Origin of the sequence: Parabacteroides massiliensis (genome assembly GCF_900155425.1) — a bacterium.
Taxonomy (GTDB): domain Bacteria; phylum Bacteroidota; class Bacteroidia; order Bacteroidales; family Tannerellaceae; genus Parabacteroides; species Parabacteroides massiliensis.
In genome coordinates this window covers 468,573-490,121 of record NZ_LT700191.1, presented here as the reverse complement: position 1 = coordinate 490,121, position 21,549 = coordinate 468,573, and the positions used below count along the sequence as shown (strand labels likewise).

At 44.3% G+C, this 21,549-nt stretch carries 17 protein-coding genes and 1 tRNA gene; 10 read left to right on the top strand and 8 right to left on the bottom strand.

Annotation, left to right across the window (positions count from 1 at the left end; genetic code table 11):
- Positions 1 to 7: 7 nt before the first annotated feature.
- The gene (locus BQ9893_RS13025; protein ID WP_075966426.1) at positions 8 to 3,091 is read right to left on the bottom strand and encodes a SusC/RagA family TonB-linked outer membrane protein; all 3,084 of its coding nucleotides are present in this window, start codon (positions 3,089 to 3,091) and stop codon (positions 8 to 10) included.
- A gap of 344 nt (positions 3,092 to 3,435) precedes the next feature.
- Between BQ9893_RS13025 and BQ9893_RS13020 the strand changes: the two genes are divergently transcribed.
- Entirely contained in the window at positions 3,436 to 3,771 is a 336-nt protein-coding gene (locus tag BQ9893_RS13020) for a helix-turn-helix domain-containing protein (protein ID WP_075966425.1), read from the top strand.
- A gap of 12 nt (positions 3,772 to 3,783) precedes the next feature.
- Here BQ9893_RS13020 and BQ9893_RS13015 read toward each other — a convergent pair.
- A tRNA-Trp gene (locus BQ9893_RS13015) sits at positions 3,784 to 3,856 on the bottom strand.
- Between the two features lie 46 nt (positions 3,857 to 3,902).
- Positions 3,903 to 4,130: a hypothetical protein gene (locus tag BQ9893_RS13010; protein WP_075966424.1), complete on the bottom strand. Its 228-nt coding sequence runs from the start codon at positions 4,128 to 4,130 to the stop codon at positions 3,903 to 3,905.
- Positions 4,131 to 4,269: 139 nt separating this feature from the next.
- Between BQ9893_RS13010 and BQ9893_RS13005 the strand changes: the two genes are divergently transcribed.
- Positions 4,270 to 5,772 carry a glutamine synthetase family protein gene (locus BQ9893_RS13005; RefSeq protein ID WP_075966423.1) on the top strand — a complete coding sequence of 501 codons (1,503 nt, stop codon included), beginning with the start codon at positions 4,270 to 4,272 and terminating at the stop codon, positions 5,770 to 5,772.
- 60 nt (positions 5,773 to 5,832) lie between these two features.
- Here the strand turns inward: BQ9893_RS13005 and BQ9893_RS13000 are convergent, their stop codons facing one another.
- Genes BQ9893_RS13000 through nhaD form a run of 3 tightly spaced genes read right to left on the bottom strand, consistent with a single transcriptional unit; the run spans position 5,833 to position 8,572 of the window.
- Entirely contained in the window at positions 5,833 to 6,426 is a 594-nt protein-coding gene (locus tag BQ9893_RS13000; RefSeq protein WP_075966422.1) for a uracil-DNA glycosylase family protein, read from the bottom strand.
- Between the two features lie 33 nt (positions 6,427 to 6,459).
- Positions 6,460 to 7,092, bottom strand: a complete 633-nt coding sequence (locus BQ9893_RS12995) for a hypothetical protein (RefSeq protein ID WP_075966421.1) — start codon at positions 7,090 to 7,092, stop codon at positions 6,460 to 6,462.
- A 49-nt stretch (positions 7,093 to 7,141) separates the two neighbouring features.
- Positions 7,142 to 8,572: a sodium:proton antiporter NhaD gene (gene nhaD / locus BQ9893_RS12990; RefSeq protein WP_075966420.1), complete on the bottom strand. Its 1,431-nt coding sequence runs from the start codon at positions 8,570 to 8,572 to the stop codon at positions 7,142 to 7,144.
- Positions 8,573 to 9,130: 558 nt separating this feature from the next.
- On the opposite strand from nhaD, the gene BQ9893_RS12985 reads away from it, so the two are divergent.
- The 8 genes from BQ9893_RS12985 (at position 9,131) to BQ9893_RS12950 (ending at position 18,914) form a co-directional block, all read left to right on the top strand.
- Positions 9,131 to 10,150: a hypothetical protein gene (locus BQ9893_RS12985; protein ID WP_139322609.1), complete on the top strand. Its 1,020-nt coding sequence runs from the start codon at positions 9,131 to 9,133 to the stop codon at positions 10,148 to 10,150.
- Positions 10,151 to 10,153: 3 nt separating this feature from the next.
- A complete protein-coding gene (locus BQ9893_RS12980; RefSeq protein WP_075966418.1) occupies positions 10,154 to 11,230 on the top strand; it encodes a 6-bladed beta-propeller in 1,077 nt (358 codons plus the stop codon).
- A 60-nt stretch (positions 11,231 to 11,290) separates the two neighbouring features.
- Positions 11,291 to 13,174 carry an ABC-F family ATP-binding cassette domain-containing protein gene (locus tag BQ9893_RS12975; RefSeq protein WP_075966417.1) on the top strand — a complete coding sequence of 628 codons (1,884 nt, stop codon included), beginning with the start codon at positions 11,291 to 11,293 and terminating at the stop codon, positions 13,172 to 13,174.
- Positions 13,175 to 13,361: 187 nt separating this feature from the next.
- Complete coding sequence (locus BQ9893_RS12970) at positions 13,362 to 14,534, top strand: MFS transporter (protein WP_075966416.1); 1,173 nt, start codon at positions 13,362 to 13,364, stop codon at positions 14,532 to 14,534.
- A 321-nt stretch (positions 14,535 to 14,855) separates the two neighbouring features.
- Entirely contained in the window at positions 14,856 to 15,212 is a 357-nt protein-coding gene (locus BQ9893_RS12965; protein ID WP_075966415.1) for a hypothetical protein, read from the top strand.
- 140 nt (positions 15,213 to 15,352) lie between these two features.
- Complete coding sequence (locus BQ9893_RS12960) at positions 15,353 to 16,252, top strand: YitT family protein (RefSeq protein ID WP_075966414.1); 900 nt, start codon at positions 15,353 to 15,355, stop codon at positions 16,250 to 16,252.
- A 130-nt stretch (positions 16,253 to 16,382) separates the two neighbouring features.
- Entirely contained in the window at positions 16,383 to 17,582 is a 1,200-nt protein-coding gene (locus BQ9893_RS12955) for a pyridoxal phosphate-dependent aminotransferase (RefSeq protein WP_075966413.1), read from the top strand.
- Positions 17,583 to 17,669: 87 nt separating this feature from the next.
- Complete coding sequence (locus tag BQ9893_RS12950; RefSeq protein ID WP_075966412.1) at positions 17,670 to 18,914, top strand: ABC transporter permease; 1,245 nt, start codon at positions 17,670 to 17,672, stop codon at positions 18,912 to 18,914.
- A 51-nt stretch (positions 18,915 to 18,965) separates the two neighbouring features.
- Here BQ9893_RS12950 and BQ9893_RS12945 read toward each other — a convergent pair whose 3' ends face one another.
- Together BQ9893_RS12945 and lysA are read right to left on the bottom strand one after the other, a co-directional pair.
- On the bottom strand, positions 18,966 to 20,147 hold the full coding sequence (locus BQ9893_RS12945) for a glycosyltransferase (RefSeq protein ID WP_075966411.1): 1,182 nt from the start codon (positions 20,145 to 20,147) through the stop codon (positions 18,966 to 18,968).
- A gap of 180 nt (positions 20,148 to 20,327) precedes the next feature.
- Positions 20,328 to 21,485 carry a diaminopimelate decarboxylase gene (gene lysA / locus BQ9893_RS12940; protein ID WP_075966410.1) on the bottom strand — a complete coding sequence of 386 codons (1,158 nt, stop codon included), beginning with the start codon at positions 21,483 to 21,485 and terminating at the stop codon, positions 20,328 to 20,330.
- Between the last annotated feature and the right edge of the window lie 64 nt (positions 21,486 to 21,549).

The following is a 21,549-nucleotide window of genomic DNA, read 5'->3' as shown; positions in this document are numbered from 1 at the left end:
TTACCTTTTAAAATGTTGCTTGAACTCCGAAGTTGATAATTTTTCTCAAAGGATAGCCTCCTAAGCTGGCGTCACGCTGTTCCGGGTCTGCATCTTTAACACCATCGATAGTAATCAAGTTGGTTCCGTTGGTGTAGAGGCGCAAATTGGAAATGCCTGCTTTTTTCAATCCGTCGAAATTGAATGTGTAACCCAATTCGATATTTTTCAGACGCAGGTAATTTGCGTTTCTCATGAAATAGGTATTGTCGTTGTTGATCCAATATTGGTTTTCACGGTCCCATGTGCGTGGACCTTCGGAATACGGATTTTCCGGTGTCCAACGTTTTTCGTAGTCACTCTTCAAGAAGTTGCCAACCAAGCCGGACCATGTTTCGATATACACTTCGGCACCGGTTGCACCTTGCCATAACATCATCAAATCGAAGCCTTTCCATTTGGCGGTCAGGGTCAGACCGGCAACAAAACGAGGTTCCTGGTTCTTTTCCGGACGGATACGATCCAAACCGTCTATTTTACCGTCACCATTCATATCTTTGAAACGAATGTCACCCGGAACGGTGTTGTCTGAATATAATAAGCCTTTTGCGCGTGCTTCATCGATTTCTGCTTGCGTATGGAAAATACCGTCTGCGACATAGAGTAGCATATTACGGCTTCCTACCGGTCTGCCGGTCGAGAATTGGTATTCGGGTACATTTTGCACTTCATCCCAGAATGTGATTTTGTTACGTGCATAAGTCATGTTCAGAGATGCTCCATATTCGACTTCCCCGATTTTATCCTGCCAACTGATCAAAGATTCGAAACCTCGGTTCTTCATTTCGCCCAAGTTCTCACGTGGTAATGTGATACCTGTGATTTCAGGAAGAGAGGCGTTACGGGAGATCAACATGTTAGTACGTTTGTGATAGAAAATGTCTGTTTCCCAACTCAAGCGGTTCTGCAAGAATTTGAAATCCAAACCGACATTGTATGTCGTACCTACTTCCCAAGTGATATTCGGATTCGGAGTACGGCTCGGGTAGAGACGTTTGTTCTCCTGACCGCCGAATACTGTACCGGCATTGTTGAATGCGTAAGTTGTCAGATATTGGATGGAGTGGTCATAGTTGCCATCTCCGTCTACCAATGCATCGTTACCGGTTTGAGAAACCGAACCACGCAATTTGAAGTAGTCAATAAAGCGGATATTATCTTTCCACCAATTTTCTTCGGAAGCACGCCAAGCCATAGAAACGCCGGGGAAGAATCCATAGCGGCTCTCTTTCGGGAAACGGTAAGAACCGTCTGCACGCCAAACAAATTCGAATAAGTAGCGTTCCAAGTAGTTATAAGAAACACGTCCGAAATAGTTCAATCGGGTTTCTTTCCAAGAATAACCTCTTGCAGACTGGCCTTCTTCACCACCTAAACTCAATTCGGGTTTGGAATCGGAGATGAAGCCCTGACGGAATGCCCATGTTTCTTCATATTGCTTTTTCTGCCCTTCCATACCGAAAGTCACACCTATAGTGTGTTGTCCGAATGTACGGTTGTAGTCGATTAGTCCATTTAACATCCAACCGATTTGCTCGCTGTGTTTACGCTCTAATTGCGGAGTGTCCAACCATTGTTTAGATGCGTTCAAACCTTCGCTTCCTTCGGTTACACCATCCCATGTGTACAAGTAAACCGGTTTTTTCATCAAACGGCGATTTTGGAAGTGGATGTCATAAGAACCGTTTCCACGTAAAGTCAGGCCTTCGATCCAAGGTACTTTTATATTAACCGACAAATTGTTTTGGATGTACTGGTTTTTGTAGTGGTCGAAGCCGGCTAAGTCTGTACTGGTTACGGCCGGGTTGTCTCCACGCTCAACGGCAGGACCGGGTTCACCTGAAGGCCACCATGCTACTTGGTCGGGACGAGAACGGCGGGCTGCACCGAAAATATCGCCTGCTCCTTTAGCCGGATATTTGGTGTCCTCCAAACGGGCGGTTACACCTAACTGAAAGTCTACATACTTACTGGTCTTGACATCCAAGTTTGTACGCAAGCTGTATTGGTCGTAGCGGTTGGCTGAATTTCTGTACAGGCCATCTTCACCGTTTGCTCCGAAGTTCGCATAATATTTCACTTTTTCAGTACCTCCGGATATGCCGATATCTGCGCGGTACAGAGGAGAGGCACCTTTTACGATTTCATCAAACCAGTCTGTATCCGGATATTTCCACGGATTGGCATGCGTACGGAAACCCTCGAGTTGTTCATCAGAGAAAGAACCCGGAAGAACTTCGTTCAACATGGTCGCATATTCGTATGAATTGGTCATTTTGGGTAGGCGGGTTGGCTGTGAAAAACCGGCACTTGCGTTGAATGAAACGACCGGTTTGCCTTCTTTACCACGCTTGGTTGTAATCAAAATAACTCCATTGGCAGCACGTGCGCCATAAATGGCCGCAGAAGCGTCTTTTAATACAGAAATTGATTCGATTTCGGTCGGATTCAAACGGTTCATACCGCCATCACGGTCGGGTACGCCATCGATTACAACCAAAGGATCATTACTTCCAAGAGAATTTGTACCACGTATACGAATTGTCGTACCGCCACCTCCCGGTTCGTCGGCTGTTTGGAAACCGATGACTCCAGGCATACGGCCTACCATACCGTTGGTTAAGTTGGTTGTTGGGGATGCTTTCAATTCTTCACCCGTTACACTGGCAACAGAACCGGTCACAGTCACTTTCTTTTGTGTACCATAACCGACAACAACAACTTCGTCTAATTTTTGAGTGTCTTCTTTTAAAGTTACATTGATCGTTGATTGGTTTCCTACCGGAATTTCTTGGGATTGATAGCCGATGTAGGAAAAGACGATAGTCGAATTAGAGGGTACTTCCAGTGTGTAATTACCATCCATATCGGTGATTATACCGATAGTTGTCCCTTTTACTGATACGTTGACACCGATTAAGGGTTCACCGGTCGCATCCACTACGGTCCCCTTTATGGTCTTTTGTTGTGCAAATGCCGTAGCTGTAAACATGATGCAAAGCATAAAACAGCAAAACAGCCTGAAAAAATGGTTTAAAGAATTTCTTTCCATGTGTTTGGATATTAAATGAATATAAGGTTAAAAAACTAATATGGATATTGCTATCCAGCTAAAAAAATAGAATTTGGAGGTTGTAGGTCATAGGCAACAAGTATTAAATGAAACATATATTTTAAATGAAAAATTATTACATTTGATTCTGTATTACTTACTTTTAGGTTAACTACTATCTTGATTGATTAAAAGGTAAACTTTGTAAACACAATCCTTGTTAATAGTTTTAATTTGTATTTGCGGCAAATATATTGCAAAATGTTATATAAGCAAAACTAATTGCAATAAAATATTGCGGGGTATGCATTTTTTTCTTCTTAGACAATTGTTAATTTGAGAGTATGAACGGTATATTGGAGAATATTGATACAATTCGAAGGAATAAAGGCTATTCGCAGGAATATCTTGCTATGCAGATTGGAATGAAACAGGCGGGGTTTAGCTTGATCATGTCGGGTGAGCGTGAATTGAAATATAATACATTATTGCAAATTGCAAAGGCTTTGCAGATGCCTGTAATAGATGTTATTACATTTCCAGATAAATATGTTGTGGCAAAAGGTCATGGAACAGCGACAGAAGCAGTTCTGCAAATTAAATTGGATGGCGATAAAAAAGATCAGGTATTGAATATTGTACTGGGGGAACAGGTTGCGGAATTGTTGAAATCGAGATGATTCTTTTTTTAGCACGGAAGGAGAGGCTCGAACTCCCGACACCTGGTTTTGGAGACCAGTGCTCTACCAACTGAGCTACTTCCGTGTTTGCGGGTGCAAAGGTAAGAGAATATTCTGAATAAACAAATTCCTTATTCCCAATTTTCAATTATAAGATTTGGAATTGCGGTGAATGTGCGTGGAAGATCATCTTCCCAATCTCCTTTGTAGCAGGCAAAAGGATCAGCTGCGACTTTTTTTTCTTTCTTTGTCTTTCTGAGAGATTCGGAAAGTTTACTGATTAAATCAAGCTTTTCGTCTGCTGTGAGGGAGGATAGAACATTCATGTACATATCTGTTATACTACTCTCTTTTATCATAAACTTCGTTTTTATTGTCTGTCTTTACAAAGATAAGAAAGATAAATCGAATATAAAAGGTTTTACTTGTTTTGTACATTGAGAAGGTTTTGATTATATTTGTGAATATCAAGTAATCTTAAAAACAATCAACAAAGACATGAAAAACGAATTAGACATGAATGCCAACCTCTTGGTTGAGTTTCTTCAGAAGCCGGCTTCCGAATTTACAAAGGCGGATATCGTATCGTATATTAAGGAGAAGAATATCCGGATGGTGAACTTTATGTATCCTGCCGGTGACGGGCGCTTGAAGACATTGAATTTTGTTATTAACAATGCGGCATATCTGGACGCAATCCTGACTTGCGGGGAGCGTGTGGACGGTTCCAGCCTGTTTTCGTTTATCGAAGCGGGTAGCAGTGACCTGTATGTGATTCCGCGTTTCCGTACGGCGTTTGTCGATCCTTTTTCCGAATTGCCGACGTTGAGCATGCTGTGCTCGTTCTTTAATAAGGATGGCGAACCGCTGGAAAGCTCGCCTGAATATACGTTGCACAAGGCAAGCAAGGCGTTTACGGATGTGACGGGGATGCAGTTCGAAGCGATGGGTGAGTTGGAGTATTATGTGATTGCGGATGAGGAAGAATTGTTTCCTGCAACCGACCAACGCGGTTATCACGAATCGGGGCCTTATGCGAAATTCAACCAGTTCCGTACGCAATGTATGCAATATATCGCACAGGCCGGCGGGCAGATAAAATACGGACATTCGGAAGTGGGTAATTTCACTTTGAATGGTAAAATCTACGAACAGAATGAAATTGAATTCCTGCCGACACGGGTGGAAGATGCCGCCGACCAGTTGATGATCGCCAAATGGGTGATCCGCAATCTGGCATACGAGTACGGTTTGAATATTACGTTTGCTCCGAAGATCACGGCTGGAAAAGCGGGTTCCGGCCTGCATATACACATGCGTATAATGAAAGATGGCAAGAACCAGATGTTGAAAGACGGTGTTTTGTCGGAAACGGCCCGTAAGGCAATTGCCGGCATGATGAAGTTGGCTCCGTCCATTACGGCTTTCGGCAATACGAACCCGACCTCTTATTTCCGTCTGGTTCCTCACCAGGAAGCTCCGACGAATATTTGCTGGGGCGATCGTAACCGTTCCGTGTTGGTTCGCGTTCCGTTGGGATGGGCCGCCAAGAAGGATATGTGTTCGTTGGCAAACCCGTTGGAAGCAGACAGCCATTACGACACCACGCAGAAGCAGACGGTCGAAATGCGTTCGCCTGACGGATCGGCCGATTTATATCAGTTACTGGCGGGATTGGCAGTCGCTTGCCGCTACGGGTTTGAAATCCCCGATGCGTTGGATGTGGCCGAGAAGACGTATGTGAACGTGAATATTCATCAGGAAGAAAACAAGGCTCGCTTGGAAACATTGGACCAGTTGCCGGATAGCTGTGCCGCTTCGGCCAAACGCCTGCAACAGCAAAGGGCTGTATTCGAACAGCATAATGTCTTTAGTCCGAGCATGATCGACGGTATCCTGAAAAAACTGGAAAGCTATAACGACACGACATTGCGCGAAGACCTGAAAAATGATCCCGAAGGAATGCTTGAACTGGTGAAACGGTATTTTCATTGCGGATAAATGATGTTTTTTCTATCCGTCCAGTGGTTACGGTGGGCAGAGCAGAGCCCTGCCCCTACGTTATACCATTCTTAAATCTTCGAACATTCCTCTATATACTGCTGCCTTTTCTTCCAACGGTTTGGGATAAGCCCTGGAGGAAGAGGGCATGCGGTAGAGGCGGAAGATGCGGCCCGACAGGGCAAAACGGGAGTAGGAGCCGACTTTGGGCTCTTCTACCGGAGGCAGCATGGCGATAAGCGTGTCCATCGCTTTTTGCCCTGTCACTACGATCGCTTCGCATGCCGGGATTTTAGCCAGTACTTCGGCCGGGTCCAGTGGAGTGACTACCTGCAGAAAGTTGTCCGAGGCATTATTCTTGAGCCGGATGATTTCCACAGCGGTATCACCGATCCCGATCCCTTTTTCCCTGCAGAAGGCTTTTGCTTTCTCTTCGCTGAAAGCCTTTTTAGTCTTTAAGAAATATTCTTTATCGTTGTAGAAGATCAGTCCGAGTATCCGCCACATGTCGTTTTGGATATTCGGGTAATAGAAATTCATTGACCAGCGTACACGCGGAGGCGGGAAGCTGCCCAACATCAACAACTTCGTGTTTTCCGGGAGAAAGAACCCTAACGGATGCTGCTCTATCAGTTGAGAGACTGGTGTTTCCATTATTCAGTTCCGTTACTTTGTCCGCCTGCGAAATTATTTGTCTTCCTTCTTCTGCCTTTTGGCATCTTCTTTGGCCATCAGCACGACGTTATACACGAAGTCGGTCATCCATTCTTCCGAATAGCCGAGTGTCTCCTTGTATTTCCGTATTCTCCAAGCGACTTTCTGAACGCTGATGTCTTTCCATTCCGAACGGGTCACGATTTCGTGGATGGTCTTCTGCGTCTGCGCATATAACAGTTTCTTCACCAACATGGAGAAGCGGAACTTCCATTGCATCAGGCTGTCGAGCAGGGAGAACAGGTCGTTGTTGAATCCCTGGTACATGATGAAATAGGACTTGATGTCGTTCTGCGTCTTGCAGTTCTTTTTGATGGATGCGTCGATTTCCTTGAAGAAGTTTTCGTTCAATCCGTATTCCTGCATCAGGATTTTGCGGGAACGGGATTTCTCGGCTATGCCTAACTTGTTGTTCTGGGTCGGAATCTTAAGCATGCGTTTGAACAACGCCATGTCGTTCAATATGTTGAGGTTGGTGATACCTAACTGCACAGCCATAACCGCCTGGTAATATACGCGGATCAGCGTAACGAACTCCTCTACGGAGCCTTTCGATACGACCTCTGCCTCTTCTTTCTTTTTGAATAGTTTGGAAATGAAATTCATTGTATGTTTATCCTTTATAATATTGTCGACAAATATACGAAGAATCTTTCTATATGCCTAATAGTATATTTTGCAGGATGTAAACAGCGGCTCCCGACAAATAGCCGATCAGCGCAAGCAACGAGATCTTTTTCAGATACCAGATGAAGTTGATCCTTTCCAATCCCATCACGACGACTCCGGCGGCAGAACCGATGATCAGCATGCTGCCGCCCACGCCGGCACAGTAGGCCAGGAATTGCCAGAACACGCCGTCTTGCACGAATTGGGCCATATAGGCCGGATCGGCTGCCGTCGCAATCAGCGCATCCGAGGCAACGGGATACATGCCGATGGCTCCGGCGACGAGCGGAACGTTGTCGACTACGGCAGAGAGCGTCCCGATTATCAGATTGACGGCATATACGTTGCCGATCGTATCGTCCAGCCAAATGGAAAAGCTGCCCAGGACGCCGCTGCAACGCAACGCATCTACAGCCAACAAGATGCCGAGGAAGAACATCAGGGTGGCTCCGTCGATACGGCTCACGACCTTTGACAGGCGGAGTTTCAAGTCTTCGTTGATCGGTGTCCGCCGGTACATCAATTCGGTGAATACCCACAAAAGGCCGACTCCCATCAAAATCCCCATGAACGGCGGCAGGTGCGTGATTGTCTTAAACACCGGAACGAACAGCAGGCAGAACACGCCGATGCAGAGGATCGCCAGTTTCTCGTTCGCTTTCAATACCTTCAGTAAGAGGTTGTCCCGGTTTTCTTCAAAAGCATTGGGTGGCGTTACTTTGCCGTGCAAATAGCGGGATATGATCAATACCGGAACGAATGCCGATACGAAACTCGGTAAAAACAGATGGGGGATCGTTGCCGAAGTCGAGATGTTTCCTCTAACCCACAGCATGATCGTCGTCACGTCGCCGATGGGTGACCAAGCTCCTCCGCTATTGGCGGCGATCACGATGATACTGCCGAAAATCCAACGTTCCTTATAATTGCCGATCAGTTTCCGGATCAGCATGACCATCACGATCGAAGTCGTCAGGTTATCCAGGACGGCGGACATGAAGAAGGTGATCGTAGCGATGACAAACAACAACTTCCGCTTGTTGTTCGTGGTGATGCGGTTGGTTATGAACATGAACCCTCCGTGAGAATCGACCAGCTCCACGGTGATCATCGCTCCGATCAGGAATATCAGAGTCTCAGCGATCTCTCCGATACTGTCCAGTATCTGATGGTCGATGATGAAACGGGTGCACTGGTCCGCGTAGGGCAGTTCCTTTATGAACGGGAATGAGTCCAAGAAAAGCTTAAACTCCTCGGCGGAAGCGGTCGGGATGAATTGAGGAGCCCCCAATGTGTATAAAACCCAAAGGATTGTTCCGGTCAGGAGCGCTGTCCCTGCTTTATTGATTTTTAACGGATGTTCCAAGGCGATAAGTAAGTATCCGACCAGGAACACGATGATCATCGTTGTCAACATAGTGTATCTGTTAAAATTAATTCAAAGTGGCAAAAGTACGAATTTATTGTACGGGAAACATATTTGTCAAGGGATTTGTTTAAAATTCCCCCGCCAGTCTGTTTTGAACCGACCGGTAGGCAACTACCGATAGGTGCTGGTGTAATCTGTTTTTGTCCATCTCGAGGATATATACGGCAATGCCGAAAATATTCATGACAATGCGGGAAATATACACGACATTGTCGAATACAAATTACACTGGCGGGAATTATACAAAACAATCCCGTTCATTGTGCCTGATCTTTATACAACGGCAACTTACAGGTTTTCAACATATCACATCACATAATTATACTGATCAAGTTTTTTAGAAAATTTATAATTGGCACATTTGTTTTATTCAAAAAAAGTATGCATATTGTAACCGTTATTTTTCAGACATGACATATACCGTAAAATTGGTATATGGAACAGACATTAGCATAAATACAAATCAATCTATTATAAAAAGATTTACAAACACTATAAGATAAGCAATACATGAATAGGCACTTGTTCTTCACATACGCAATAATAATGTTATCAATTTGCATCAGTTTCCTATCTAATGCACAGAAAATTATAGAAATACCTATAAATACAAAAAATACTTCTTTGCTAAAACTTTCCCAAATCGCGGAAAGTGTCAGTCCAATCTATTTGGACAGAAAAATTGACTGGCTACAATTCTTACATTTTACAGATCAATCCATTTTCGCATGTGGAAGAACTGAAATATATCAATTCACGACATCAGGAGAATTTGTCAAAAAAGTAGATTGTAAAACTGATATTCAAGGTATAACGGGGAATAGCGATACAAAAGAAATTTATATTGCGGCAAGAGATAATACAATCAAATGTTATGACTATTCTCTGAATAAAAAGAAGGAATATAAAACTCAACATATTCCGAATGCCCTATTTTATCATAATAAACATATTTGGATTCATTCTTTTGTAGAATTGAATGTTGGCATAGGTTATACGATTTCAAAAATAAATATAATAACAGGAAAAGAAACATTCAACAATTTGAATGCATACAATCTCAATTCTGCTCCAAAATCTACATACGGAGCTGTTTCGGAAGCCAACTTTTTTACTTACAACAATGAACTATTGATAGCACCAACTATGGATAGTACTATATATAAAATTGAAGGAGATAAAATTTCATCATTTTTCAATTGGAGAATAAAGCCTAAAGAAGGATATTATTATTACAAACCTTTCGTTCTTTCGTTTAAGGGTATTACCGGGAACTACATATATATAAATTATATTTTAAGAAATTCATCAGATAAATACATCAATAACAGAAGATGTTTTTATCTTGAAAATTTAAAATCAGGAGAAAAATACAACATCAATAACACAGAAGAAGGTCCTATATATGATGATTTTTACCATACAGGGTATTTCAATATTATATCACTATCCAATAAACCTGGATATTTTTACTTTATCAAAGAAGCAGCCAAAATAAAACAAAAAGCAAACAAAATAAATACAAATAATAAGATAGTTATTTTTATCGTAAAAACAAAAGAATAATATATGAATACTATTTTTAAGACTTTCAAGATTATTTTATATTGCATGATATCTATTTTGATGTTATGTTGTAAAAATGAAAAGAGTGGGTTATTAACAATATATGTAGATACGGATGCAGAAACCCCATTGGCATTATCGGAAATCACAAGCAGTTTGGATTCTGTAAAACTCGAACTTACAGACAAAAGCCTTATCAAAAATCCCTTCCGTATTGTTTGCACAGATGATTACATACTTGTTGTAGAGACAAAGGCCATGATGCTGTTTGACAGAAGTGGAAAATTCATTCGGCAAATCGGTTCAATAGGTCAAGGACCTGGAGAATTTACGGGAATATGGGATGCAACAATAGATACAAAAGAAAACAAAATCAGTCTAATTACCCACGGTCTAAAAAGGATGTGCTACGATTTTAATGGAAACTTATTAACCGAATACCAATCAGTGTCATCTGCACCGATTAACAATCTTTACTTTGTCAATAATAGGCTATTATTACTTTGCGAAACACCTGTGAAACAAAATGACATCCGAAAAAACGAAACTTATCTTTATACACTTACATCTGATTTAAAAGATATAGATACAATCTTTATTCGTAGCATTGACCATAAAGGCATTTGGCTTCATCCATATAAGGATTTCATTACCCATGATGGAGAAAAAACTTATTTATATTATTCGGATATCTCAAAAAATTGTTTTCTAATTGATACACTATTTCAATTAAATAACAAAGATGTAGTTGCCAATTTACACATGGACTTTAAGAACAAAGGCCTAAGTCCAAATGGTGAAAAAGAAATTAATATCTTTACCATATATAGAAACTCCCGATATGTTTTTGCTTTCTATAACGCTAAGAATCAATACTATTACTTTTGCCATGATACAAAAACAGGGAAAAGCTACAATATGAAAGACGGATACAAAGATGATATTTACACAGGTGAGAAAGTCAAAATCCGTCCACTAAATTCAGATGCAAATCAATTCTATTTTTTACATACGGAAATAGATGATACGACTCTGGAGGAACCTAATCCAACACTCTACATCGGAAGATTAAAAAAATAAAACCACAGTATGATTTTTCTTTTCGTATCTTTGTCCTGCATTTAAAGCGGAGATGAATATATGATAAGCTATTTACAGATAGACAAGTTGACTAAAAGTTTCGGCGATTTGGTTTTGTTCGAAGATATCACTTTCGGAATCGCGCAAGGACAGAAGGTCGGACTGATAGCCAAGAACGGTACGGGAAAAACGACTTTACTAAATATCATAGCCGGAAAAGAGGACTATGACAGCGGGGCGGTTGTGTTTCGGAACGATCTGCGGGTTGGCTACCTGGAACAGACGCCGCATTATCCGGATGGCTTGACCGTTTTGCAGGCGTGTTTCTATTCGCCTAACGAGACGGTGCGCTTGATTGCCGAATATGAACAGGCGATGGCAAGCGGCGATCATTCCAACCTCGAAGATATACTGCTCAGGATGGATAACCTGAAGGCTTGGGATTATGAACAACGTGCCAAGCAGATTTTAGGGCAACTGAAGATCCATAACTTCGACCAGAAGGTGGAGACGCTTTCCGGCGGGCAGTTGAAAAGGGTGGCCTTGGCAAACGTGCTGATCACCGATCCCGAACTGATCATCCTCGACGAACCAACCAACCATTTGGACCTGGAAATGACCGAATGGCTGGAGGGATACCTTTCTCGCGCGAACATTAGTATCTTAATGGTGACGCACGACCGTTATTTCCTGGATCGTGTCTGTAGCGAGATTATCGAGATAGACCGGAAGCAGATTTACCAATATAAGGGAAATTACAGTTATTATCTGGAAAAAAGGCAGGAGCGCATGGATGCGTTGAATGCCGAGGTGGATCGGGCAAGCAACCTGCTTCGCAAAGAGCTCGACTGGATGCGCCGTCAGCCGCAGGCACGCGGGACAAAGGCTAAATACCGGATCGACGCTTTCTATGAGCTGGAGAAGAAGGCCAAACTTCAGCATGAGGCTGGGAATGTCAACCTGGATGTCAAGGCTTCGTATATCGGGTCGAAGATTTTCGAGGCGGAGCATGTCTCGAAACGTTTTGGCGAACTGAAGATTGTGGAAGATTTCAACTATATATTCGCCCGTTACGAAAAGATGGGAATTGTCGGGAATAACGGAACGGGAAAATCTACTTTTATCAAGATGCTGATGGGTGAAGTGGAGCCTGACAGCGGTCGCTTTGACGTGGGCGAAACGGTCCGGTTCGGTTATTACAGCCAGGACGGCCTCCAGTTTGACGAGCAGATGAAGGTGATCGATGTGGTTCAGGATATCGCAGAATATGTCGATTTGGGCGACGGGAAGAAGATGGGGGTTTCGCAGTTTCTGAACTATTTCCTTTTTGCTCCGGAGAAACAACATAGCTATGTTTACAAGTTGAGCGGGGGAGAGAAACGCCGTTTGTATCTTTGCACGGTTTTGATGCGTAATCCGAACTTTCTTGTGCTCGACGAGCCGACGAACGACCTGGATATCGTCACGCTGAACGTGCTGGAGGAGTATCTGCGTAATTTCAAAGGATGTGCGATCGTCGTGTCGCACGACCGTTATTTTATGGATAAGGTGGTCGATCATCTGCTGGTGTTCCGTGGAAATGCCGATATAAAGGATTTTCCGGGCAACTACACGCAATATCGCGAGTGGAAAGAGGTACAGGACCAGTTGGAAAAAGAGGCTGAAGCGGCACGGCAGGCAAAAAAAGCTCCCGCCGTGGAGAAAGCGCCGCGTCCGGAAAAGGAGCAGAAAAAGAAATTGACTTTCAAGGAACGCAAAGAGTTTGAAGCGCTCGAAGCCGAGATTCCTCAGCTCGAAGCTGAAAAAGCCGAGTTGGAAACGGCCATGAGCAGCGGTACGTTGAGCAACGACGAGCTGCTTGCCAAATCCGAACGGATCGCAAAAGTAATAGAAGAAATAGACGAAAAAACAATGCGCTGGCTGGAGTTGAGTGAGCTGGCGTAAGGAAAAGGTGATTTGTGCGGATATGAATTGATAATGGTGGCTCGTAGGGGCGGGGTTCTACTCCGCCCGATGGAAACCGTGTCCGCCTTATTGGGAGCCAATGGGCAGAGCAGAGCCCTGCCCCTACAAGCGACAGACATTTTGCATGATCATCATAATTATTCTTTATATAAAATCTGTATTATAAATGGAAGGTCGTAAGCCCATATTGTGGAACCGGAATTTTGTGCAATGCTGCATTTCCTATTTCCTGATGAACTTCTCTTTTTATATGCTGATGCCGACGATGCCGGTCTATCTGGTGGAAGTTTTAGGAATCGATACGGCAAATGTGGGGATCGTTTTGTCCAGTTATACGGTCGGCTTGCTCTGTGTGCGGCCTTTTTCGGGTTTTTTAGTGGATTGCTTTTCGCGTAAGCCGTTATATCTTTTCGCCTTCTTTGTCTTTGCTTTCATGTTCGGCGGGTATCTGGTCGCCACGACCATGCTGGCAATTATGGCTGTCCGTTTCATTCAGGGTGGCTTTATGGGGCTGACTTCGGTTGCCGGCAATACGATTGCGATCGATGTGATTCCTTCCTCCCGGCGTGGCGAAGGCATGGGGTTTTACGGTCTGACGATCAACCTGGCGATGTCGCTGGCTCCGTTGGTGGCTGTTGCCATCTATGGGAAAGGCGGGTTCCATCCGGTTGTCTCGATAGGCTGGGTGGCGGCTTTTATCGGCGTCGGTTCTGTCTGCCTGATCCGCTATCCGAAGCGGGAAAAGGTTCCGCGTCCGCATTTTTCCCTCGATCGCTTTATCCTGGTGAAGGCGTTGCCGGCTGCGTTTGCTTATATCCTGGTTGCGATTCCTTATGGGATGATTACCTCTTTTGTCGTTTTGTACGGAAAGGAAATCGAGGTGGCCGATCCGGGCTATTTCTTTATTTATATGGCGATAGGAGTGGGAACGTCGCGCCTGATTTCCGGCAGGTTGGTCGATCATGGGAAGATTCATTGGGTGTCGGTCTGTTCTTCGGTCTGCTTGTTGGTGACGTTTACCGTGTTTGCAACCGTCCATCAGTCTTGGGTTTTCTTTGCCTGCGCCTTGATGATCGGCATCGGCTACGGTGTGGGAGTCCCTGCTTTCCAATGTCTCTTTGTCAATGTCGCTCCGCATAATATGCGCGGAACGGCAACCTCTACTTATCTGACCTCTTTTGATTTGGGAGTCGGGATCGGAATGCTTTCGGCCGGTTTTATCGCTTCCTATGCCGGATTGGCTGTGGCCTATGGAGTGGGTGCGGGTTGCTGCCTGGCTTCGCTTGGCGTTTACCTGCATTGGGTGAAACCATCGTATGAGAAACACAAATTGTTATAAGTTTTTGCTTGAATTGGAATCCCAACTACGGCTGGCTCTGCAATCGATGGTCGTCCGGTTTGCAAGTGGCTATGTTGTCTATTTGGCTTCTTGGTGGAGAATGTGGTGTCTTATTTATAGTAAATGTTTCATTTGTGTTTCAAAAAGACTTCTTAAATGTTAAATATTATCCAAATTGCTAATTGTTAACAATATTTGAATATATTCAAGAACAATGTTATAAAACACATTGTTATATTTGCAGTGACAAAAAGATAAAAGGCAAAAAGAAGGGAGCAAATGGCTCCCGGTTTAGGTTTAACAATTTAATGTTTAGGTATTATGAGACGTTTAGGTATGGCTGTAGCAGCCGTTTTATTATGTGCAACGATGGGTTTTGCACGCGAAAACCGTAACAATGTGAGTAAAGAACCGTTTGCTATTAACTTTGAAAAATTGAGCAGCTATTTGCAGTTGTCTTCTTCTCAGGCCAATGAGGTAGCAGATATCAACGAGTATTTTCTGGATATGCAGGGAGAAAGTCTCCGGGCCAGTGAAAAAATGCGTGACAAAAAGATGCATCAGGCCGTTTATGGAAATCTGAAGTTAATGAAGAAGGTTCTTACACCGGAACAGTATCGTAAATATGTGGTTCTGTTGAATGTGACAAATAATAATAACCACGCTTTGAATTTCTGATAATTCAATCCGGATCGGGTTATTTTTTGATAGTGGAAGAGATTGTATGCTTTATGTGTGCAATCTCTTCTTTTTTACCTATCTTTGCGCTGTTTTTTGACAAATAATGAACATTACAAAAATCGAACAACAACGCAAACATGGAACAGCCATTTAATCTGGTTTCAAATGCCACACTGAAAAGAAATGTAGCAGACTACACATTGATCGTTATCGGGGCTTTTTTACAGGCACTTAGTTACAGTTTGTTTCTTGCACCCTATAAAATCGTGCCGGGAGGCGTGTATGGTATATCGATTGTTTTACACCACATAACGCAGGGACTTTTCTCGTTTATGCCCGAAGGCTTGCCGATGGGTGCGACGGCTCTTTGTTTTAATGTGCCTTTATTGCTTTTGGCGATGAAAAAACTCGGCTTATCGTCGGGACCGAAAACGATTGTGACATTTGTCTTGATATCTATTTTTACGGATACGTTTTCATTTCTTTTTGAAAACCAGCCTTTGGTGGAGAATGACAGTTTCATTGCCTGTTTTTACGGTGGCGCAATTTTGGGGCTTGGAGTGTCTTGTGTGTTCCATGCACAAAGCACGAGTGCCGGTACGGATGTATTGGCCCGCGTGATTGCCCAAAATTCTAATTTGAAAGTCAGCAATATGATTATCGTGATAGACTCGACCGTGGTGATGTTGGGATTGCTCGTGTTCCAAGACTGGGCGGTGCCTTTGTACTCTTGGTTTGCCATCTTCGTATTCGGGAAGGTGGTGGAGATGTTCCAGACCGAGAATCCCAGCCGGGCTGTGTTTATCGTATCACAGAAAACGCAAGAGTTGAAAGAGCTGATTGTCGGAAAGTTAGGGATGCGCGGTACCTTCCTGCATGGTCGCGGTATGTATGAGGGAAAGGAGAGAGAAATCATTTTTACCATTACCGAGCGTAAAGACCTGCCTCGCTTGAAAGACGAGGTGAAGGAAATCGACCCGCATGCCTTTATCTCGACGATGCATGCAAGCAAGGATTCGCCGCGTCCGGGAATCTAAGCGATTGATAAAATTGACAATTGACAACTGGAAAGCTCTGTTTGGTGACAAATAATTGTCAATTGTCAATTGTCAATTGTCAATTAATCCCTATCTTTGCCTCATTCTAAAAAAACAAACCGTAAAAGTAATGCCTAATATTTCACAACGAGGAGTCGATATGCCGGCTTCCCCCATTCGGAAACTTGCCCCGTTGGCTGATGCTGCCAAACAGAGAGGTGTTCATGTCTATCACTTGAATATCGGTCAGCCTGACCTGCCTACCCCGCAAGCGGCATTGGATGCGATCCGGACGATCGATCGTTCGGTGTTGGAATACAGTCCCAGTCAGGGGTATCGCAGCTATCGTGAAAAATTGGTGGGATACTATAAGAAGTATGATATAAATCTGACGGCTGATGACATCATCATTACGACAGGTGGTTCGGAAGCCGTATTGTTTGCTTTCCTGAGTTGCTTGAATCCGGGTGATGAAATTATCGTGCCTGAACCGGCTTATGCCAACTATATGGCCTTCGCTATTTCGGCAGGGGCTGTGATCCGTACGGTTACGACAACGATCGAAGAAGGTTTTTCCCTTCCTAAAGTGGAGAAGTTCGAAGAATTGATCAACGAGCGTACCAAAGCAATCTTGATCTGTAATCCCAATAATCCGACCGGATATTTATATTCCCGCCGCGAAATGAACCAGATACGGGATATTGTGAAGAAATATGATCTGTATCTTTTTTCGGATGAAGTGTATCGTGAGTTCATCTACACAGGTTCACCTTATATCTCGGCTTGTCACTTGGAAGGAATCGAGCAGAATGTGGTGTTGATCGACTCGGTTTCCAAACGCTATTCGGAATGCGGTATCCGTATCGGAGCCTTGATTACGAAGAATGCCGAAGTCCGCAATGCCGTTATGAAGTTTTGCCAGGCTCGTTTGAGCCCTCCCCTGATCGGCCAGATCGCAGCCGAGGCATCCTTGGAGGCTCCTGAAGAATATACCCGTGAGACGTATGATGAATATGTCGAACGGCGTAAATGTTTGATCGATGGCCTGAATCGTATTCCGGGCGTATATTCCCCGATTCCGATGGGCGCTTTCTATACGGTAGCCAAGTTGCCGGTGGATGATGCCGACAAGTTCTGTGCCTGGTGCCTGAGCGATTTCGAATATGAAGGGCAGACGGTCATGATGGCTCCGGCTTCCGGTTTCTATACGACTCCGGGGTTGGGAAAGAACGAAGTCCGTATGGCCTATGTCTTGAAAAAAGAAGACTTGGCGAAAGCACTCGTGGTGCTTCAGAAGGCACTGGAGGCGTATCCGGGAAAAACAGTATAAATGAATTGGCAATCGACAATGAACTATTGACAATTAAAACCTGTCAATCCAAAATTGCCAATTGCCAATTGCCAATTGTCAATTGCTTTGAGCTTAGAGTATTTTATAGCAAAACGCATCTATTTCAGTAAAGAGGGGGACCGGCAGGCTACTCCTCCCGTTGTTCGTATTGCTATGATCGGAATAGCTTTGGGACTGGCTGTCATGATCCTTTCGGTAGCTATAGTCATTGGTTTTAAGAAGGAGATACGGAACAAAGTGATCGGTTTCGGTTCTCATATCCAGATCACGAACTTCGACAATAATGCATCTTACGAGTCGACTCCGATCGCGGTAAGCGACACGCTCCTGGAGCATCTGAAAGCCTTTCCCGGCATTACGCATGTGGAAGGGTTTGCCACGAAGCCGGGAATTCTGAAAACAGATACCGATTTTCAAGGAATTGTCCTGAAAGGAGTGGACGAGAACTACGACTGGACTTTCTTTCGTAATAATCTGAAAGAAGGTGAACTGTTTTCCCTTCCTGCCGATAAAGCGTCAACGGATGTATTGATCTCCCGCTATCTGGCAAACTTGTTGGGGCTGAAGGTGGGCGATTCCTTTTTGACTTATTTTGTCCAAGACGATGTGCGTGCCCGTAAATTTCGTATAACAGGTATTTATGAGACTGGCTTTGTGGATTATGACAAGTTGTTTGTGATAGCTGATATCCGCCAGATACGCCGTCTGAACGGTTGGGCGTCTGACGAGGTGAGCGGTTTGGAATTGCAAGTGGATGATTATGATCACCTGGACCGGATCGCCGAAGATTTGTATTTCGATATTGCCGAGAAGCAGGACCGGCACGGCAACACCTATTATACCCGTTCCATCAAAGAACTGAACCCGATGATATTCGACTGGTTGGAAGTACAGGATATCAACGTGGTGGTGATCTTGGTGCTGATCCTTGCCGTTGCCGGCTTCACTATGATTTCGGGACTGTTGATTATTATTCTGGAACGGACGAATATGATCGGTATTTTGAAAGCTTTGGGTGAAAATAACACCAGCATCCGCAAGATATTCCTTTATATATCCTTTTTCCTGATAGGCAAGGGGATGATCTGGGGCAATGTGATCGGGATCGTGCTTTGTCTTGTCCAATCTTGTTTCCGTGTCGTAAAGCTCGATCCGTCTGTCTATTACTTAGATGCGGTTCCTATCGACCTGACCGTTTTTTCCATTGTTTTGCTGAACATCGGTACATTGGCCGCTGCTATGTTAATGATGCTCGGGCCTTCCTACCTGATAACCAAAATCCACCCGGCAAAAAGCATTCGGTTTGAATAATCATGCGGCAAATCGGCAACATGGGCATATTGTCCTGATTGGTACATGGTTTTATGCCACATTGTTGGTGAAATCTTTTTTCCCGTTGAACATCCTGTAAATGCGGACATATATGTCGTAGGCCGGTTGGGCGATTTCCAGCAGAGGAAGCCAGGCGGTCAACGGTTTTTGTTGCAGGAGCAGTGCTGATTTTTTATAAACGAACGCTTTGATAGTGAAACGAAGGAGCAAAAGTAATCCTGCCGATATCAAGAGCAACCAATTGCCTGAAAGCCCGGCAATGAAAGTAGCGGTTGCCGCAATCCCGAAGAGCAGGCTGCTGATGATCTCCATCCGGTAGAAAGCCAAGGAACATCCTGTGTAGAAACGTTTGGTGGCAGCACGGGAGGCTTTCATCTCTCTCCAGATTCCGAAGTCCTCTATTTTGTTCATCTCAATGATGGAGTCGGGCGAGAGTTGCACCTGTGTATTGGTGGAATTCGATACTTCGTTGATAAACAGATCGTCTGCTCCGGCATGAAGGTTGAGAGATTTGGAGTAGCCTTTGTGGGCAAAGAACAGTCTTTTGCGATAGGAGAGGTTCCGGCCGGTTCCCGTGAAAGGATGATGGGAGAGGGCGGAAGATATCATTTGCAGTCCGTTTGTCAGGTTGTCGTAAGCAATGAGCTTTTGCAGAAATCCTTGGGTATGGCGGTAAGCGCAAAAGCCTAAGATAATATCTGTTTCGAGGTTGTAGGAATCGACCATCGATTTGATCCATTTCGGACCGAGCGGGCGGCTGTCTGCTTCGGTGAAAAGAAGGATGTCATGCCGGGCTGCTTTGATTCCCATCGTGAGCGCAAGTTTTTTATGACTCAGGTATTGAGTGTCTACAGGCACGTAGGTGTAATAGAGGTTCTTGTATTCATTTGAGAAAAGTTTCAGAACGTCTTCGCTGTCGGCATCGGAACCGTCGTTGACGACAATGATCTCATAATCCGGATAGTCCTGGTTCAGCAATACCGGCAGGTTGTTGCGTAAATCTTCCGGTTCGCCGTGGGCATAGACGATGACGGAGACTGGTTTGGCTTCTTTATCGGCTGTAGCCCGTTCTGTGTTTTCGGCTGTTTTGGCGGCACGTAATGGGCGTGCATATGTAACCAAATAGTAAAGCATTTGTATGATAAACAACACGCCTGTAATTCCGATCCCGAATAATTCAAGGATGGAGAATGTAAGTAAATTTTCGCTCATCGATATTATATTGTCTTTGACACTGCAAATGTACGGATGATTTTTGGATATTTATAACAAATCCATCCCTCTAACCATGGAGGCCCGTTCTTAAAAGCAACCGGATAAAAGAATGGTCCCTGCAAAAACCTTTTCCACACAGGTTTTTGCAGGGACCATCTTATGATATTGAAATACGGTTTATAACGTATCCGAATAATAAGCCACCGGCAGTTTCCGGCAATTATATTGCGAGGCCATCACTTCGCCGTAAGCACCTGCGGAGCGGAGAGCGATCAGGTCGCCACGGTGGGCGCGGTTCAGTTCGACATCTTTGCCGAACACGTCGGACGATTCGCAGATCGGACCGACAACATCATACACCTCCACTTCTTCATCGCTGGTGATATTTTCCATGCGGTGGTAGGCGTCGTACATGGCCGGGCGGATCAATTCGGTAAAGCCGGCATCTAAAATACAGAATTTCTTCGTCTCGCCGACTTTTACATACAACACTTTAGAGATCAGCGAACCGCATTGTGCGACGATGGAACGGCCGGGTTCGAAATGAACCTGCTGTCCCGGACGAAGCTGCAACAGTTTGTTGAATACGGCAAAATAGTTGTCGAATGCCGGGATTGGCAAATGATTCGGGTGATAATAGTCGATGCCGAGGCCTCCGCCGAAGTTCAGGTTTTCAACCTTTATTCCACGCGCTTCCAATTCTTCCTGGATTTCATTGACACGGATTGCTAAGGCACGGAAGGCCGCCATGTCTGTGATCTGCGAACCGATATGGCAATGGATACCGATCAGTCTGATATGCTTCAGTCGGCTGACCAGGTCTAACACCTGTCCGAGCTGGCTCAGGTTGATACCGAATTTGTTTTCCTTCATGCCGGTCGTAATCTTGGCATGTGTATGGGCGTCTACTTCGGGGTTGATACGGAGGGCAATCGAGGCTACTTTGTTTTTGGCAGCTGCCAGTTCGTCCAGGATTTCCAGTTCGGCAGCCGACTCTACGTTGAAGCAGAAAATATCGTTGTCCAGCCCCAGGTTGATCTCCCAGTCTGCTTTGCCGACACCGGCGTAAACGATTTTATCAGCGGGGAAACCTGCATCGAGTGCCGCTTGTATTTCTCCACCGCTCACACAGTCGGCACCCAGGCCATATTCTGCGATAACAGACAGAATACGGGGATTGGCGTTTGCCTTGATTGCGTAGTGGACATGATAACCATATTTCCCAGCTTCTGTTTTTACCGTATCGAGCGTTTCCTTCAACAGCTTTATATCGTAAAAATAGAATGGAGTGGCCAGTGATTTGAACTTTTCTACAGGAAATGTTCCTTTTAGCATCATTTTTTGAATTTATCTTGGTGATTAAAAATTTATGTCTATATTTGTAGCACGTAAATTTTTT

Coding starts and splice junctions, on each gene's coding strand:
- BQ9893_RS13025 (WP_075966426.1), bottom strand. CDS start 3,091: ATGGAAAGAAATTCTTTAAACCATTTTTTCAGGCTGTTTTGCTGTTTT.
- BQ9893_RS13020 (WP_075966425.1), top strand. CDS start 3,436: ATGAACGGTATATTGGAGAATATTGATACAATTCGAAGGAATAAAGGC.
- BQ9893_RS13010 (WP_075966424.1), bottom strand. CDS start 4,130: ATGATAAAAGAGAGTAGTATAACAGATATGTACATGAATGTTCTATCC.
- BQ9893_RS13005 (WP_075966423.1), top strand. CDS start 4,270: ATGAAAAACGAATTAGACATGAATGCCAACCTCTTGGTTGAGTTTCTT.
- BQ9893_RS13000 (WP_075966422.1), bottom strand. CDS start 6,426: ATGGAAACACCAGTCTCTCAACTGATAGAGCAGCATCCGTTAGGGTTC.
- BQ9893_RS12995 (WP_075966421.1), bottom strand. CDS start 7,092: ATGAATTTCATTTCCAAACTATTCAAAAAGAAAGAAGAGGCAGAGGTC.
- nhaD (WP_075966420.1), bottom strand. CDS start 8,572: ATGTTGACAACGATGATCATCGTGTTCCTGGTCGGATACTTACTTATC.
- BQ9893_RS12985 (WP_139322609.1), top strand. CDS start 9,131: ATGTTATCAATTTGCATCAGTTTCCTATCTAATGCACAGAAAATTATA.
- BQ9893_RS12980 (WP_075966418.1), top strand. CDS start 10,154: ATGAATACTATTTTTAAGACTTTCAAGATTATTTTATATTGCATGATA.
- BQ9893_RS12975 (WP_075966417.1), top strand. CDS start 11,291: ATGATAAGCTATTTACAGATAGACAAGTTGACTAAAAGTTTCGGCGAT.
- BQ9893_RS12970 (WP_075966416.1), top strand. CDS start 13,362: ATGGAAGGTCGTAAGCCCATATTGTGGAACCGGAATTTTGTGCAATGC.
- BQ9893_RS12965 (WP_075966415.1), top strand. CDS start 14,856: ATGAGACGTTTAGGTATGGCTGTAGCAGCCGTTTTATTATGTGCAACG.
- BQ9893_RS12960 (WP_075966414.1), top strand. CDS start 15,353: ATGGAACAGCCATTTAATCTGGTTTCAAATGCCACACTGAAAAGAAAT.
- BQ9893_RS12955 (WP_075966413.1), top strand. CDS start 16,383: ATGCCTAATATTTCACAACGAGGAGTCGATATGCCGGCTTCCCCCATT.
- BQ9893_RS12945 (WP_075966411.1), bottom strand. CDS start 20,147: ATGAGCGAAAATTTACTTACATTCTCCATCCTTGAATTATTCGGGATC.
- lysA (WP_075966410.1), bottom strand. CDS start 21,485: ATGCTAAAAGGAACATTTCCTGTAGAAAAGTTCAAATCACTGGCCACT.